Origin of the sequence: Streptomyces sp. ISL-36 (assembly GCF_018614205.1) — a bacterium.
In the GTDB taxonomy this organism is placed as follows: Bacteria; Actinomycetota; Actinomycetes; order Streptomycetales; family Streptomycetaceae; genus Streptomyces.
Window position 1 is genome coordinate 1 of record NZ_JAGGOS010000142.1, and the last position, 16,500, is coordinate 16,500.

Here is a 16,500-nt window from a genome sequence, read left to right on the forward strand (position 1 = left end):
GACCGGGCGCGCCGCCAGGTGCGCAGGGGCCTGGCCCAGGCGATCTGGATCCCGTCGGCCCTGCTCGCCGCGCTGGCCCTGCTGATGGCCGGTGTGGCGCTCCACACCCAGCACCAGTCGTATCTGGAGCCCGAGGAGTACGCCCGGCTCCGGGTGGGCCAGTCACGCGCCGAGGCCGGCGAACACCTGCCCGACCGGCCCCTGGACGGCCCGCCCGGACGGGCTCCGGCCGAACCGCCCGGGGCGGACGAGTGTCTCTACTACCGGACCACGCTCCTCGCCGCGATCCCGGTGTACCGGCTCTGCTTCACCGGCGGGCACCTCACCTCCAGGAGCGAGGTGCCCTGACCGGCCGGCCGCGCGTCAGCGGAGCAGCACGCCCGCCGCCTGTCCCGTCGTCTCCGCCGGCAGGGCCACGAGCCCCAGTTCCGCCGGAGAGGCGAGCAGCGGGTGCGAGGGGAGCACCCGGACCGTGCAGCCGAAGGGGCCCGTGCGGTCGAGGACGAGGGAGCCCTCGTAGGGCCGGCGGCCCTCCAGGTCCGGGCCGCCCGCGGGCTTCAGGATGCAGACCCGGGGGTCCGTGAGGGCGTCGTCGGGGGTGACCCGGCCGGTGACCGCCTGGACCTCCACGTCGTCGGGGAGGAGGTCGCCGAGCGTCACCCGCACCCGTACCGCGGTCGTCGCGCCGAGCTCCGCGTCGGCCAGGTCCTCACCGACCTCGCCCACCTCGATGTGGTCGATCGCGACCTTGGGCCAGGCGGCCCTCACCCGGCCCTTCCAGTCGGCCAGTTCGCGGGCCGTGGCCGGGGTCAGGGCCCGATGGGCGCGGGCCGCCGGCGCGTACAGCCCCTCGACGTACGCCCGCACCATGCGGTCGGCGAGCACCTTCGGGCCGAGCTCGTTCAGCGTCCTGCGGACCATCTCCGTCCAGCGGACCGGCACCCCGTCCGCGCCGCGGTCGTAGAAGCGGGGCGCGACCTGCCGCTCGATCAGCTCGTAGAGCGCGGCCGCCTCCAGGTCGTCGCGGCGCTCCTCGTCCGCCGCGGCGGCGCCTTCGGCGGTCGGGATGGCCCAGCCGAAGTCGGGCTCGAACCACTCGTCCCACCAGCCGTCCAGGACGGAGAGGTTGAGGCAGCCGTTCAGGGCGGCCTTCATGCCGCTGGTCCCGCACGCCTCCAGTGGGCGCAGCGGGTTGTTGAGCCACACGTCGCAGCCGGGGTACAGCCTGCGCGCCATGGCCATGCCGTAGTCGGGCAGGAAGACGATCCGGTGCCGCACCCGGGGGTCGTCGGCGAACCGCACCAGCTCCTGCACCAGCCGCTTGCCACCGTCGTCGGCGGGGTGCGCCTTGCCGGCCACGACGAGCTGCACGGGCCGTTCCGGGTGCAGCAGCAGCGCCCGCAGCCGTTCCGGGTCGCGCAGCATCAGGGTCAGCCGTTTGTACGAGGGGACCCGGCGGGCGAAGCCGATGGTCAGTACGTCCGGGTCGAGGACGGAGTCGGTCCAGCCGAGTTCGGCGCCCACGGCGCCGCGCTGCCGCCAGGAGGCCCGGAGCCGTTCCCGTACCTCGGTGACCAGTTGCTCGCGCAGGGTGCGCCGGAGCTCCCAGAGCTCCCGGTCGTCCGCGCCCTCCGCTCGGCGCCCGACCTCGGGCGCGGTCCAGGTCGGCGCGTGGACGCCGTTGGTGATCGAGGTGATGGGCACCTCCTCCGGGTCGAAGCCGGGCCAGAGCCCGGCGAACATCTCCCGGCTGACGGCCCCGTGCAGGGTGGAGACGCCGTTGGCGCGCTGGGCCAGGCGCAGGCCCATGGCGGCCATGTTGAAGAGTCCGGGCTCCCCGCCGAGCGGGGTCTCGTCGCCGAGGGCGAGGATGCGGCCGACGTCGACCCCGGGCAGCTCGCCGTCCTCGCCGAGGTGGCGGGCGACCAGGGCGCGCTCGAAGCGGTCGATGCCGGCCGGGACGGGGGTGTGGGTGGTGAAGACCGTGCCGGCGCGGACGGTCTCCAGGGCCGCGTCGAAGTCCAGACCCTCGCCCGCCAGTTCGCGCATGCGTTCGAGGCCGAGGAAGCCGGCGTGGCCCTCGTTGGTGTGGAAGACCTCCGGTGCCGGGGCGCCGGTGAGGCGGCAGTAGGTGCGGACGGCGCGGACGCCGCCGATGCCGAGGAGCATCTCCTGGAAGAGCCGGTGGTCGCTGCCGCCGCCGTACAGCCGGTCGGTGACGTCGCGTTCGGCGGGGGCGTTCTCCTCCACGTCGGAGTCGAGCATCAGCAGCGGTACGCGGCCGACCTGCGCGGTCCAGATGTGGGCGTGCAGGCTGCGGCCGCCGGGCAGGGCGAGGGTGACCCGGGCGGGCGTGCCGTCGGGTTCGCGGAGGAGGCCGACGGGCAGCTCGCCGGGGTCGAGGACGGGGTAGTGCTCCTGCTGCCATCCCTCGCGGGAGAGCGACTGGCGGAAGTAGCCGTGCCGGTAGAGCAGTCCGACGCCGATCAGGGGGACGCCGAGGTCGCTGGCGGCCTTGAGGTGGTCGCCGGCCAGGATGCCCAGGCCTCCGGAGTACTGGGGCAGGGCGGCGGTGACGCCGAACTCGGGCGAGAAGTAGGCGATGCCCGCGGGGAGGTCGCCTCCCTGCTCCTGGTACCAGCGGGGGGCGTGCAGATAGTGGTCGAGGTCCTCGGCCGCGGCGCGCAGCCGGGCCAGGAAGTCCTGGTCGGCGGCGAGGTCGGCGAGGCGGGTGGCGGAGACGGAGCCGAGCAGCCGCACCGGGTCGACGACGTCGTCGCGACGCCCGCCGGGGTGGACGGCGTGGTCGGGGTCGATGGATTCGAAGAGTTCACGGGTCGGCTCGTGCCAGGACCAGCGCAGGTTCCGCGCCAGTTCGGTGAGCGGTCGAAGGGTGTCGGGGAGGACGGGACGCACGGTGAATCGACGGATTGCCTTCACGTGTTCCACCTTCGCAGGGGGTTACGGAGCGGGGTGGATGCACCACGCTGTGCATCCGGCCTTGCATCCACCAGACGGTAGGCCACCCGGTCCTCCCGGGCCACGGCGCGCGGGGGTCGTGCCGCGGCCCGGGAGGGGCGTCAGCGCGGCGCGCCGAGGGGCAGCTCCGGGCCCCGTACCTCGTACGGGGAGCCCTGGTTGACGGCGGCCGGGTCGAAGGCGCCGGTGGCCGCGTAGCGGGCGGCGATCGACGCCAGCTCCTGGGCCGGGATCACCTGATGGATGTCGGTGAATCCGTGCGGGGCCCGCTGGTGGGCCAGATTGATGACGACCTCGGGGCCGAGCTGCCGGTTGGCGAGCTGGAGCGCGGTGGTGGCCGGTCTGCGGTCCCGCTCATAGGCGGCGAGAGCCTCCGTCGGGTCCGGGTTCAGGGCCAGGGCGTGGGCGAGGGCGCGGGCGTCGACGACGGACTGGGTGGCTCCGTTGGAGCCGATCGGGTACATCGCGTGGGCCGCGTCGCCGATCAGGGTGGTGCGGCCGTGGCTCCACCGGGCGAGGGGGTCGCGGTCGACCATCGGGTACTCGTGGGCGGCTTCCGCGGCTCTCAGGACGTCGGGGACGCTGACGCCGTCGAACTCCCAGCCCTCGTAGTGGTGCAGGAACGTGTCCACGGGTACGGCGCGGTTCCAGTCGCCCAGGAACTCCTCGTCGGCCGTGGGGGCGGGCCGGGCGAGCGCCCAGTTCACCAGGGCGGTCCCTCCCGAGGGGCGGCTCATCGGATAGACGACGGCCTTCTGCCGGTCGTCACCGGCGATGAGCATGAAGGTGCCGACGGCACGGGCCGGCATCCGGGAGACGCCCCGCCAGACCAGCATCCCGTTCCACGGCGGGCTTCCCTCGGCCGGGTTGAGGGCGGCGCGGACGGTCGAGCGGATGCCGTCGGCGCCGACGAGGACGTCCGGTTCGAGGGAGGCCCGGCCCCGCCGTGCGCCGTCGCGGTGCTCCAGCTGGAGGCGGGGGCGGCCGTCGGGCAGGGTCTCCACGCCGGTGACCCGGACGCCGGTGACGAGGGCCGCGGCGCCGAGTCTCTCCCGTACCGCCTCGGCGAGGACGTGCTGGAGGTGGGCCCGGTGGATGGAGAGCTGGGGCCAGCGGTAGCCGGCGCCGAGGCCGCGTGGTTCACGGCAGATCAGGCCGCCGGAGCGGTGGTAGTAGCGCAGTTCGCGGGTGCGCAGGGCGCCGGCTTCGAGGCGGTCCAGCAGGCCCAGTGCGTCCAGTTCGCGGACCGCGTTGGGCATGAGGTTGAGGCCCGCGCCGACGGGGCGGCTCTCGCGGACCGACTCGACCACGGTGACCCGGTCGAACCCGGCGGCGTGCAGGGCGAGGGCCGCGGTGAGGCCGGCGATGCCGCCGCCGGCGACGACGATGTGGAGGGGCCCGGCGGCGGGCAGGTCACGCCCGCCGTCCGGCGCGGCGGGCTCGCGGGGGGTCCCGTACGGGGGATGGGACGTCATCGGTTTCTCCCTCAGCCCGCCGGCGTGCCGGCACCGGCGCCGGGGCGAGCGGCGGCCCTGGGGCGAGCGGCGGTCGCGCGCCGCACCAGGGTCTCGTTGTCCCTGGTCAGGTCGAGTATCGAGCGGAGCAGGGCGACGGGTGCGCCGCCGCTGCCCTCGTCGTACAGCCGCAGGTCGTCGCTGTAGGCCTTGCGGGCGATGCCGATGTGACGGGCGCGGAAGGTCTTGAGGATCTTGAGCACCCGGCCGAGGGCGTGGGCAGAGGCGGCCAGTTGCGGGGGGAGCCGGTCGACGTTCTCCCAGCTGATGGCCGCCGAGAGCTTGCTGACGGCGGAGACGCCGCCGGCGTGCCGGGCGTGGAAGTCCCGCCAGGACGGCAGGCTGTACTGGACCGAGTCGGCGAGGAACTCGTCGTACGCGGAGTGGGAGCGGTCGCACTGCCAGAGCGTCAGGTCGACGAGCCAGAGCGGGACCTGGGCGGCGGCGGGGCCGAGATAGTCGCGCCCGGCGACGTCGATCGCCTCGAAGTAGGGGCGCAGGGTGAGCGCGAAGTACTCGGGGCTGACATGGGCGACGGTGAAGTCGATGGAGTCGACCATCGACTGGACGTGGTGGGCGGTGCGGTCGAGAGCGACCGCGAAGCCCGGGTCGTACGGTTCGAGGCGGGCGAGCCTGGAGCACGTGTCGAGGGCGGCGACGAGGCCGGGGAACGCCATCCGGACGGCTTCCTGGAGATGGGCCTCCATGGGGTGCCCGGTGTACATCCGCTGGCGTGGGCCGAGCGGGTTCCAGGTGGTGTAGTGGTGCACGGTGTCGCGGGGCACCATGTCGGTGCGCTGTCCCAGGAGTTCGAGGACCGGCAGGACCTCGGGGACGGCGGCGACAGGCTGGATGCCATGGCGCTTGAGCGAGCCGAGCAGGATGCCGAGGTCCCGCATCGCGGCGAGCGCGTCGACGACGCTCCACTCGGCGGCCCGGTCCGGGTCGGGGACGAGGGCCCGCAGGGCCACGGTGAGCGCGGCGACGTCGGCGTCGGCGTTCATCCCGGGCAGCGCGGCGAGCAGGGCGTCTGCGCCGAGCGGATCGGCCGCGCGTATGTCGGCTATGCGATAGCGCGGGTCGCCGCGTTCGTCGAGACCGGGCGCGACAAGGTCGTACAGGGTCAACGGAATGCCCTTCTGTCTTTTCGAGGGCTCGGTTCACCTCCGGGGCGCCCGGCTCGTGCGTCGACGGCGCGCGCCCCTTCGGCTCACTCGCCTCTTGTCTGTGACGCAGCGGGATCGCCCGCCCGGTCCTGGCGCGGTGGCGCCGTGGCGGGGGCAGGGGCGGGCAGGCGCAACCGTGCCGAGAGCAGCGCCGCGATGGCGGCGAAGGTCGCGCCGAGGAGCAACGCGGCCCGGAAACCGGTGGTCTGGGCGGCGGCGGTGGCCGATTCGGTACGGGCGGCGGCGACGGCCACGAGGATGGCGAGGCCGAGCACCGAGCCGAACTGCTGGCTGGTGTTGACGAGTCCGGAGGCGAGCCCGGTCTCCTCGGGGGCCGCCTCCGCCGTGGCGGCGACGTTGGTGGTGACCATGACCAGCGGGAGAGCGACGCCGATGAGCAGGCTCGGCGCGAGAACGGTGGAGAAGAAGGTGCCGTCGGGGGTGAGCGCGAGGGCCAGCCACAGCGTGCCGGCGCACAGCAGCGCGAATCCGAGGGTCATGGTCCTGGTGAGGCCGACGCGGAAGATCAGCCGGCCGGTCTGCGGGGCGATCGCGACGACGACGAGCGAGAGCGGTAGAAGACCGAGTCCGCCGCCGAGGGGCTCGTACCCGAGCACGCTCTGGAGGTAGAGGCTGACCAGGAAGAACATCGGGAAGAGCGTCATCTGGGCGAGACCGCTGAGGGTGTTGGCCAGGCGCAGGGAGGGGCGGGCGAGGACGGCCGGCGGGACGAGCGGGACGGCGGTCCTGGCCTCGACCACGGCGAAGACGGCGAGCAGGGCGAGACCGGTGCCGGCGGCGCCCAGGGTCGGGGCGGAGAGCCAGCCGTTCTCGGCGCCGCCGACGAGCGCGTAGGCGACGAGCCCGAGGCCGGCGGTGGCGGTGAGCGCCCCGGCGAGGTCGAAGCCCCGGCCGTGGCGGGCGTGGGCCGTCCCCCGGTCGAGGAGGCGCGGGGCCAGGGCGCCGAGCACGGCGGCGACGACGACGTTGAGCCAGAAGGTGGAGCGCCAGCCGAGGACGTCGGTGAGGACCCCGCCGAACACGGTGCCGAGGACTCCGCCCAGTCCGCCCATGGCGGCGAAGGCTCCGAGCGCCTTGTGGCGGGCCGGTCCGTGGGGGAAGAGGACGAGCAGCAGCGCGAAGGCGGCGGCCGCGGCGAGCGCGGCGCCGATGCCCTGGACGGCCCGGGCGGCGACCAGGGCGCTCGCGTGGGGGGCGAGCGCCCCGAGGGCCGAGGCGGCGGCGAGCAGGCCGAGGCCGGCGACGAAGAGCCGGCGGTGGCCGAGGAGGTCGGCGACGCGCCCGCCGAGCAGCAGCAGCCCGCCGAAGGTGATCAGGTACGCGTTGGCCACCCAGGACAGTCCGGCGGAGCCGGAGCCGAGGTCCTCCCCGATCGAGGGCAGCGCGACATTGACGATCGCGGTGTCCAGGATCAGCAGCAACTGCGTGGACGCGAGCAGCGCGAGAGCGCCTTTCGGCGCGCGGGAGACGGTCACCGCCCGGCCCCCGGCCCCCCGCCGGCCGCCCACGGCCCTGGCGCCCTCACCTCGTCGTCCCGAGGTCGTAGCCGTCCAGGCAGGTCTGCGCCAGACGTTCGCAGTCGTCGGCGGCGCCCGCCCAGGTCTGCATGGTGAGGTAGACGTGCGGGGCGCCCTGGTAGAAGCGTTCGTACTGCTCGTGGCGGCCGGCGAACTCGGAGCCGAGGGCGTCCCAGGCGAGTTTGAGGAGCTTGAGCCGGTCCTCGGCCGGGTGGCCGGGGGTGCGGAAGTACTGGCGGACCAGGGGGCCCAGTTCGGGGTGGAGCAGATCGCGGCCGCTCGCCGGGGTCTGGATGAGGGACCCGCCCGCGAGCAGCTTGATGTCCTGGACCGCCCGGGGGTACAGCTCGCCGGCCATGATGCGCTGGGCGAAGGAGATCTCCTGCCCGGGCCGCACCCCGCCCCGGCCGCCGTCGACCGGCTCCCAGGACGCCTCCGCCGCGAGGACGAACGCCTTGGCCTGCGCGACCATCCCGAGGAGCCGCCCGATCGCCTGGGTGACCGGTGGCAGCTTGTCCGTGCCGTTGGAGCGGGCGATCAGGATCGCGAGGCCGGTGAGGAACTCCAGCTTCGTCCAGAAGCGGGTCGCCGACTGGTGCACGAAGTTGAGGTACGCCGGGGTCTGCCACCACATCGCGGCGGTCGCGGCCACGTCCCGGTAGGTCAGCACCCGCTCCCACGGCACGAACACGTCGTCGCACACGAGCAGTGCGTCGTTCTCGTCGTACCGGGCGGAGAGCGGCTGGTCGAAGACGGACCGGGCCCGCCCCTCGTAGGAGGTCCGCGAGATCAGCTTGAGGCCGGGGGTGTCCACCGGGATCGAGAAGGAGAGCGCGCGCTCGGTGTCCTCCGGCGCGAGCGGCTCGATCGTGCCGACGAGGATCTCGTCGGCGAAGACCGCCCCGGTGCCGATGGTCTTCGCACCGCGCACCACGATCCCGTCGGCGCGGTCCTCCACCACCCGGACCCGCTCGGCGGCGGGGTCGGTGATGGTGAAGGCGCAGTACAGGTCGCCCTCGGCGAGTCTGCGGTGGTAGGCGAGGGCGTTCTCCGCGCCGTCGAAGCAGTCGGTGGTGAAGACCTCGGGCGCGGCGGCGAATCCGGCCGCGCCGGAGGCCATGTAGTCGGGCGTGCGGCCGAGGAAGCCGTAACTCGCCTCGGCCCAGACCTTGTACGCCTTGCGGCGTGCGACCAGGTCCTCGTACGAGCGGGGCACGGCGTACGCGCGGTGCACGGCGCCCGCGACGAGGGCGGGGGTGTGCGGGGAGTCGTGGGCGAGGTCGTAGAGCCCGGCGAAGGAGGCGGCGGCGGCCCGGAAGGCGGGGTGCGCGGTGACGTCCTTGATCCGCTCTCCGTCCAGCCAGATCTCGCGCCCGTCGCGCAGTGCCTCCAGATATTCCCGCCCGGACCTCGTCACCGCTTATCGCCTCTCCTCGTGTGTGTACGTCTCTGCCGTGACCGAGCCTGTACGGTGCGTGGCGTCCAGGGCAATGAACGTCCGTCCAGTGGTCCTTAAGAACCGGCCAGTCAGCTTCCGTTCATGCGGCTTTTGCCCGGATGCCCCGAGGTCAGGCGGCGTTGTCGTAGCCGGAGCGGTACTCCCCCGGCGTCATTCCGAACCATTTGCGGAAGGCCAGGTGGAAGCCGACGGCGCTCTGGTAACCGACTCGGGGCGGGACGGCGGACTGCGGGATCGAGGTCTCGGTGAGCAGCCGGGCGGCCTCCTGCATCCGGCGTCCGGTGAGGTGGCGGGCGGGGGCCTCGCCGACGAGTTCCCGGAAGGCGGCCGTGAAGGCCGAGCGGGACATGCCGACTTCCCTGGCGAGGGATTCGATGGTCCAGGGCTCGGCGAACCGGGTGGAGATCATCACCATGGCGCGGCTGATGCCGGGGTGGCGGAGCACGGGCAGCGAGGCCGGGCTGTCGGTGAGTTCGCGCAGCAGCGGGCGCAGGGCGAGCACCAGGGCCATCTCGAAGGCGCGCAGGGTGATCAGCCGGTCCCCGGGTCCGACGGGCCGGTCCGGCGAGGCGAGCAACCGCAGGGTGTCGCGGAGCAGCGGCTCCCGGTCCACCTGGGCCCCGTCGAGGACGAGCGCCCAGGGCAGCGAGGTGTAGAGACCGGTGGCGGCGCTGGCGTCGTAGTGGAGTCCGGCGCACAGCAGCCGGCTCTCGGCGCCGGTGCCCTCGATGACTATCTCGCCGGAGGTGCCGGGCTGGCGTTCGGGCAGCACGGCCTTGAGCGGGACGCCCTGGCGGTCGGGTCGGTCGGAGAGCCGGTGGGCCATCCCGGTGGGGAAGACGATGAGGTCGCCGGCGTGCAGCTGGATGGGGGTCTGGCCTTCGCCGGTGATCCAGCAGCCGCCCTCGACGAGGTAGTGGAGGACGGCACAGCTCTGTTCGGCGTCCCCCTCGATCGCCCAGGGCGCGCGGACGTGCCACCGGCTGTCGAAGACGCCGGTGAGGCGCAGCGGTTTCAGCAGCTCGCTCAGGAGGTCGTCGCGCTGGTCGTCACGGTCGGTTCCCACGGTGTCCATGGACGATCCTTCAACTTCCGCCCCGGTTTGTTAATTGAACGGCCGAAGCCGCCGCCGCCAGCCTGAGAGAGCCGACACGGCAGCAGCCACAGCCTATCGAAGGGCCTCGACGACACATGTCCAGTCAGATTCCGATGAGAGTCGCGGTCGTGGGAGCGACCGGTTTCCAGGGGGGCGCGGTGGCGCGTCTGCTGGCGGAGCGGCACCACCGGGTGCGGACGCTCACGCGCCGGCCCGAGGGCGACCGTCCACCGCTGCCCGGTGCGTCCTTCGTCGCCGGCGACCTGGCGAGCGCCGTGGACGTACGGCGGCTCTTCGAGGGGATGACCCACGCCTCGGTGGTGATGCCGCTGGTGTACGAGCCGGAGCGGGTACGCCTGTACGCCCGGAACATCGCGCACGCGGCCCTGGACGCCGGTCTCGTGCGTCTGGTCTACAACGCCAACACCCGTATCCCGCAGGGGCCGACCTCGGTGGCGGCCTTCGAGACCCGGCGGATCGCGGAGGAGGTGCTCCGGGACAGCGGTGTGCCGCTGGTGGTCGTCCGGCCGCCGGTGTACCTGGACAATCTCTTCTCGCCGTGGAACGGCCCGGCGCTGGTCGACGAGGGCGTCCTGGCCTATCCGCTGCCCGCGTCCACGCCGACGGCCTGGATGTCGCACCGGGACCTGGCGGAGGCCGTGTACGCGGCGCTGACCGAGGACGGTCTGGAGGGCCGCACCTTCGACATCGGCGGGGAGCGGTCGCTGACGGGGGCGGAGCTGGCGGACGCCTTCGGGCGGGGGCTGGGCCGCACGGTCCAGTATCTGCCGCTGCCGCCGGACGTCTTCGAGCGCGGGCTCGCGCAGTTGCTCGGACCGGAGACGGCGGCCGGTGTCGCGGGGATCTACCACTACATGGCGACGGGCACCGACCCGCTGCTGATGGCGGCCGACGACGGTGTCTCCGCGGAGGTGCTCACGGTGAAGGCGGCGCCGGTGGACGAGTGGGTGACGCGTCAGCCGTGGCAGGTGTGGTCCAGCGACACGGAGGAGTCTCCCTCGCCGCAGAACTGACCACCACCCGGCCCAGCCTCGCCCCCCGCTCTCGGCTTCCCGCTCGCGGGGACCGGAGTCACGGCCCGGACCCCGGGTGACCGGCCTCGTCCCACAAGGACGGGGCCGGTTTCTTGTCGGTGCCGTGAGCTTGTCCGTACTGCTACGTCCGAGTAGTTAACAAAGCGCCGGATTGCCCACCCGAAACCTGGGGGAAGGCTCCTCCGGTACACCCTCGTAGACCCGCCATCCGAGTGAACGCGGACAGGAGCGGCCATGCCCGCAACCCGCCAGCCTTCGACGGAGCTACAAAGAGCGCACCACCACCCGCACCCCCGTAAACCCTCAGGTGATGCTGTGAATCCGCTCATGGGACGTATTCCCGTACTGGACGTCCGCCCACTGGTCGACTGCGGCCGCCGCCCCGCGAAGGCGGTGGCCGGAGAAACCTTCGAGGTGACGGCGACCCTCTTCCGCGAGGGCCACGACGCCGTCGCCGCCAATGTCGTACTGCGCGGCCCGTCAGGGCGCCCCGGGCCCTGGACCCCGATGCGCGAACTGGCCCCCGGCACCGACCGGTGGGGCGCCGAGGTCACCCCGGACGCCGAAGGCCTGTGGACGTACACGGTCGAGGCCTGGAGCGATCCGGTGGCCACCTGGCGCCACCACGCGAGGATCAAGATCCCGGCGGGGATCGACTCCGAACTCGTTCTGGCCGAGGGCGCCGCGCTGCACGAGCGTGCGGCGAAGGGCGTCCCGAAGAAGGGCGGCGGGCGTGAGGCCGTCCTCGCCGCCGCGGACGCGTTGCGCGACGAGTCCCGGCCGGCCGCGGCCCGGCTCGCCGCCGCGCTCGCGCCGCAGGTGACCGAGGCGCTCGACCGCCATCCGCTGCGCGAACTGGTCAGCGCCTCCCCGGCGTTGCCGCTCCAGGTGGAGCGGGAGCGGGCGCTGTTCGGTTCCTGGTACGAGTTCTTCCCGCGCTCGGAGGGCGTGCGGAAGGTCCGGGGCAGGACGGTCCCCGGCACGTTCCGTACCGCGGCCGAGCGACTGCCCGCCATCGCGGCGATGGGCTTCGACGTCGTCTATCTCCCGCCCATCCACCCCATCGGCACCACCCACCGCAAGGGCCCCAACAACGCGCTGTCGGCGGGTCCGAGCGACGTCGGTGTGCCGTGGGCGATCGGCTCGCCCGAGGGCGGCCACGACGCCGTCCACCCGGACCTGGGCACGATCGAGGACTTCGACGCCTTCGTGGCCCGCGCCCGTGAACTGCGGCTGGAGATCGCGCTGGACTTCGCCCTGCAGTGCTCCCCGGACCACCCGTGGGTGGAGAAGCACCCGGAGTGGTTCCGCCACCGGCCCGACGGCTCCATCGCCTACGCGGAGAACCCGCCGAAGAAGTACCAGGACATCTACCCGATCGACTTCGACGGGGCCCCCGACACCATGGACGCGATCGTCGCCGAGACGGTGCGGATCCTGCGCCACTGGATGGACCACGGGGTACGGATCTTCCGCGTCGACAACCCGCACACCAAGCCGGTCGTGTTCTGGGAGCGGGTGATCGGTGAGATCAACCGGGCCGACCCGGACGTGATCTTCCTGGCGGAGGCGTTCACCCGGCCCGCGATGATGCGCACCCTCGGCGCGATCGGCTTCCAGCAGTCGTACACGTACTTCACCTGGCGCAACACCAAGGAGGAGCTGACGGAGTACCTCACCGAGCTGTCCGGCGAGGCGGCCGCCCAGATGCGGCCGAACCTCTTCGTGAACACGCCCGACATCCTGCACGCCTACCTGCAGAACGGCGGCCGGCCGGCCTTCGAGGTGCGCGCGGTGCTCGCCGCGACCCTGTCGCCGACCTGGGGCATGTACGCCGGTTACGAGCTCTGCGAGGGCGCCCCGGTGCGGGCCGGCAGCGAGGAGTACCTCGATTCGGAGAAGTACCAACTGCGGCCGCGGGACTGGGAGTCGGCGGAGCGCTCGGGGGCCTCGATCGCCCCGCTCATCACCACGCTGAACCGGGCCAGGCGCCGGCACCCGGCCCTGCGCAGGCTGCGGAACCTCACCTTCCACGCGACCGACAACGATCAGGTGATCGCGTACAGCAAGCGGTCGGGCTCGAACACCGTTCTGGTGGTGGCGAACCTCGACCCTCACCACACCCAGGAGGCCACGGTCTCGTTGAACATGCCGGAGCTCGGCCTCGACTGGCACGAGACCGTACCGGTGCGCGACGAGCTCACCGGCGAGACCTATCACTGGGGCAGAGCCAACTATGTGCGCCTTGAGCCGGGCGTCGCGCCCGCGCATCTCCTCGCTCTGCGACCGTCCCCGTCGATCGGAGGGTCACCCACCTCATGACTGTCAACGAACCCGTCCCCGACACCTTCGAGGACACGCCCGCCAAGGACCGTGACCCGGACTGGTTCAAGCGGGCCGTCTTCTACGAAGTGCTCGTCAGGTCCTTCCAGGACAGCAACGGCGACGGCGTAGGCGACCTCAAGGGCATCACGTCCAAGCTGGACTACCTGCAATGGCTGGGCGTCGACTGCCTCTGGCTGCCGCCGTTCTTCGATTCGCCGCTGCGGGACGGCGGCTACGACGTCGCCGACTACACCTCCGTGCTGCCCGAGTTCGGTGACCTCGCCGACTTCGTGGAGTTCGTGGACGCGGCGCACCAGCGCGGAATGCGCGTGATCATCGACTTCGTCATGAACCACACCAGCGACCAGCACCCGTGGTTCCAGGAGTCACGCGCCAACCCCGACGGGCCGTACGGCGACTACTACGTCTGGGCCGACGACGACAAGCAGTTCCCTGACGCCCGGATCATCTTCGTCGATACGGAGACGTCGAACTGGACCTTCGACCCGGTGCGCAAGCAGTACTACTGGCACCGGTTCTTCTCGCACCAGCCGGACCTCAACTACGAGAACCCGGCGGTGCAGGAGGAGATCCTCTCGGCGCTGAAGTTCTGGCTGGACCTGGGGATCGACGGCTTCCGGCTGGACGCCGTGCCGTACCTGTACCAGCAGGAGGGCACCAACTGCGAGAACCTTCCCGCGACGCACGCCTTCCTCAAGCGGGTCCGCAAGGAGATCGACGACCACTACCCGGACACGGTGCTGCTCGCCGAGGCCAACCAGTGGCCGGAGGACGTGGTCGACTACTTCGGCGACTTCCCCTCCGGCGGCGACGAGTGCCACATGGCGTTCCACTTCCCGGTGATGCCGCGGATCTTCATGGCGGTACGGCGGGAGTCGCGCACCCCGGTCTCGGAGATCCTGGCCAAGACGCCGGCGATCCCGGACCGCTGCCAGTGGGGCATCTTCCTGCGCAACCACGACGAGCTGACGCTCGAGATGGTCACGGACGAAGAACGCGACTACATGTACGCGGAGTACGCCAAGGACCCGCGGATGCGGGCCAACATCGGCATCCGGCGGCGGCTCGCCCCGCTGCTCGACAACGACCGCAACCAGATGGAGCTGTTCACCGCACTGCTGTTCTCGCTGCCGGGTTCGCCGGTGCTGTACTACGGCGACGAGATCGGGATGGGCGACAACATCTGGCTCGGTGACCGGGACGGGGTGCGGACCCCGATGCAGTGGACGCCGGACCGGAACGCGGGCTTCTCGTCCTGCGATCCGGGTCGGCTGACGCTGCCGGCCATCATGGACCCGGTCTACGGCTACCAGGTCACCAATGTCGAGTCGGGCATGGCCTCGCCGTCCTCGCTGCTCCACTGGACGAAGCGGATGATCGAGATCCGTAAGCAGAACCGGGCCTTCGGGCTGGGCTCGTACACGGAACTGCCCTCGTCCAATCCGGCCGTGCTCGCCTTCCTGCGGGAGTCCCCGCCCGAAGAGGGGCTGGACGCCGACCTGGTGCTCTGCGTGAACAACTTCTCGCGGTTCGCACAGCCGACGGAGCTGGATCTGCGGCAGTTCGACGGCATGCACCCGGTGGAGCTGATCGGTCAGGTGCGGTTCCCCGCGATCGGTCAGTGGCCGTATCTGCTCACCCTGGCGGGGCACGGCTTCTACTGGTTCCGCCTGAAGAAGAGCCGTGCGGCGAAGAGCCCCGAGACCGTTGACTGACGGATCGTCAGTCAACTGCCCGGGGTGGGGCGGTTTCCCCCGCGCCACCCTGGGCACTGTGTCCCACACACAGGCGATTCAGGTCCATACGGGCCTTCTTGTCGGGCCCATACGGATCTTCCCCGCCCGACACGTCCCGCACAGCCGGACAGCCGAAGCCGCCATCCGGGACACTCTGCGCATTTGGAACCACTCATGCGCCCCCCGGGGAAAGGACGCGATGCCATGCCGGAGACCGCATCCACCACCCGGGCCCCGGCCGCCCTCCTTCCGTCACTCGCACCCCTGCTCCATGAATGGCTGCCCCGGCAGCGCTGGTTCGCGGGCAAGGGTCGCCGGGTCACCGGATTCACGCTGGAAGCGGCCACCGAGCTGCTGCCGCTGGACGGCACGGGACCCGGTCTGCTCCATCTGCTGGTACGGGTCGAACAACCGGCACGCCCGGCCCAGACGCCGGCGGACTGCTACCAACTACTGCTGGGAGTGAGGACCCAGCTGCCCCCTCGCCTCGCCCCCGCCCTGATCGGGCGGATCCGGCAGGGGCCCCTCGCGGGCCGGGCGGTCTACGAAGGGCTGCGCGACCCGCGGCTCGCCGGACTGCTCTACGAACGCCTGCGCACACCAGGCCGGATCGGGCCGCTCCACTTCCATGGATCGGCCACCCTGCCCGCCTCCCTCGCCCCGCGGGTCCTGGACGCGGAGCAGTCCAACTCCTCGCTGGTGTACGGCGACAGGTACATCCTGAAGATCTTCCGCCGCGTCAGCCCGGGCGCCAACCCGGATCTGGAACTGCCGCTGGCCCTCGCCCGGGCCGGATGCGCCCGGGTGCCGGAGCCGGTGGCCTGGTTCGAGTCGGGCGCGAACACGCTCGGTGTGCTCCAGCCCTATCTGAGCGACTCACGGGACGGCTGGCGGCTCGCTCTCGACGCGCTCGCGGAGGGAAAGGAATTCACCACAGAGGCGCACGCCCTGGGGCGGGCCACGGCCGAGGTGCACCTCGCGCTGGCGGCGGCGCTCCCCACCGAGAGGCTGCACCGCAGCCAGACCGAGCATCTCGCCGGGGAGATGGACCAGCGCCTGCACGCGGCCGCCCAGGCGGTACCGGCGCTGCTGCCGTACGTACCGGGCCTGCGGGCCGTCTTCGCGGCGGCGGGCGACACCGCGGGCGCGGGACAGCTGCAACGGGTCCACGGCGACCTGCACCTGGGGCAGACGCTGCGGTCGGCGGACGGCGGCTGGTCGGTGATCGACTTCGAGGGCGAGCCCGCGAAGCCGCTCGCGGAGCGGTGCCGCCCCCAGCCCGCGGTCCGCGACGTCGCGGGGATGCTCCGCTCCTTCGACTACGCGGCCCGCACCCACCGCCCCTGGAACGCCGAGTGGGCGGCCCGCTGCCGGGCTGCCTACTGCTCCGGCTACGCCGAGGCCGCCGGCACCGACCCCCGCACGGACCCGGCCCTGCTGCGCGCCTACGAGACCGACAAGGCGGTCTACGAGGTCGTCTACGAGGCCCGCCACCGCCCCGACTGGCTCCCGGTCCCGATGGCGGCGATCGAGCGCCTGGCGGGGGCGGAGTGAGCCTGTCGCCCGTGCCCCTTCCCCACCCCGTCGCGGGCCGTCGTCCCGCCGGGGCGG

The 16,500-nt window shown here is 72.4% G+C and carries 10 protein-coding genes and 1 pseudogene; 5 read left to right on the top strand and 6 right to left on the bottom strand.

Annotated elements, in window-relative coordinates; genetic code table 11:
- Positions 1 to 348 (top strand): annotated as a pseudogene (locus J7E93_RS31635) (two-component sensor histidine kinase); the annotation flags it as partial.
- A gap of 15 nt (positions 349 to 363) precedes the next feature.
- Here the strand turns inward: J7E93_RS31635 and glgP are convergent.
- From glgP to J7E93_RS31665, 6 genes are all read right to left on the bottom strand, one after another.
- On the bottom strand, positions 364 to 2,940 hold the full coding sequence (gene glgP, locus J7E93_RS31640; RefSeq protein WP_215073470.1) for an alpha-glucan family phosphorylase: 2,577 nt from the start codon (positions 2,938 to 2,940) through the stop codon (positions 364 to 366).
- A 140-nt stretch (positions 2,941 to 3,080) separates the two neighbouring features.
- Entirely contained in the window at positions 3,081 to 4,454 is a 1,374-nt protein-coding gene (locus J7E93_RS31645) for an FAD-dependent monooxygenase (RefSeq protein ID WP_215073471.1), read from the bottom strand.
- Positions 4,455 to 4,465: 11 nt separating this feature from the next.
- Positions 4,466 to 5,620, bottom strand: a complete 1,155-nt coding sequence (locus J7E93_RS31650) for a monodechloroaminopyrrolnitrin synthase PrnB family protein (protein WP_215073472.1) — start codon at positions 5,618 to 5,620, stop codon at positions 4,466 to 4,468.
- 83 nt (positions 5,621 to 5,703) lie between these two features.
- Positions 5,704 to 7,155: an MFS transporter gene (locus tag J7E93_RS31655; protein ID WP_215073473.1), complete on the bottom strand. Its 1,452-nt coding sequence runs from the start codon at positions 7,153 to 7,155 to the stop codon at positions 5,704 to 5,706.
- Between the two features lie 46 nt (positions 7,156 to 7,201).
- On the bottom strand, positions 7,202 to 8,614 hold the full coding sequence (locus tag J7E93_RS31660) for a 4-hydroxyphenylacetate 3-hydroxylase family protein (RefSeq protein ID WP_215073474.1): 1,413 nt from the start codon (positions 8,612 to 8,614) through the stop codon (positions 7,202 to 7,204).
- A gap of 151 nt (positions 8,615 to 8,765) precedes the next feature.
- Complete coding sequence (locus J7E93_RS31665; protein ID WP_215073475.1) at positions 8,766 to 9,731, bottom strand: AraC family transcriptional regulator; 966 nt, start codon at positions 9,729 to 9,731, stop codon at positions 8,766 to 8,768.
- A 116-nt stretch (positions 9,732 to 9,847) separates the two neighbouring features.
- On the opposite strand from J7E93_RS31665, the gene J7E93_RS31670 reads away from it, so the two are divergent.
- From J7E93_RS31670 to J7E93_RS31685, 4 genes are all read left to right on the top strand, one after another.
- Positions 9,848 to 10,786: an SDR family oxidoreductase gene (locus J7E93_RS31670; protein ID WP_215073476.1), complete on the top strand. Its 939-nt coding sequence runs from the start codon at positions 9,848 to 9,850 to the stop codon at positions 10,784 to 10,786.
- Positions 10,787 to 11,134: 348 nt separating this feature from the next.
- Positions 11,135 to 13,129, top strand: a complete 1,995-nt coding sequence (locus J7E93_RS31675; RefSeq protein ID WP_251067361.1) for an alpha-1,4-glucan--maltose-1-phosphate maltosyltransferase — start codon at positions 11,135 to 11,137, stop codon at positions 13,127 to 13,129.
- Positions 13,126 to 14,868 (top strand): maltose alpha-D-glucosyltransferase, encoded by a 1,743-nt coding sequence (gene treS / locus J7E93_RS31680; protein ID WP_215073478.1) that lies wholly within the window; start codon positions 13,126 to 13,128, stop codon positions 14,866 to 14,868. Before J7E93_RS31675 ends, treS begins: the two co-directional genes overlap by 4 nt.
- A gap of 225 nt (positions 14,869 to 15,093) precedes the next feature.
- Positions 15,094 to 16,443, top strand: a complete 1,350-nt coding sequence (locus J7E93_RS31685) for a maltokinase (protein WP_215073479.1) — start codon at positions 15,094 to 15,096, stop codon at positions 16,441 to 16,443.
- Positions 16,444 to 16,500 lie beyond the last annotated feature (57 nt).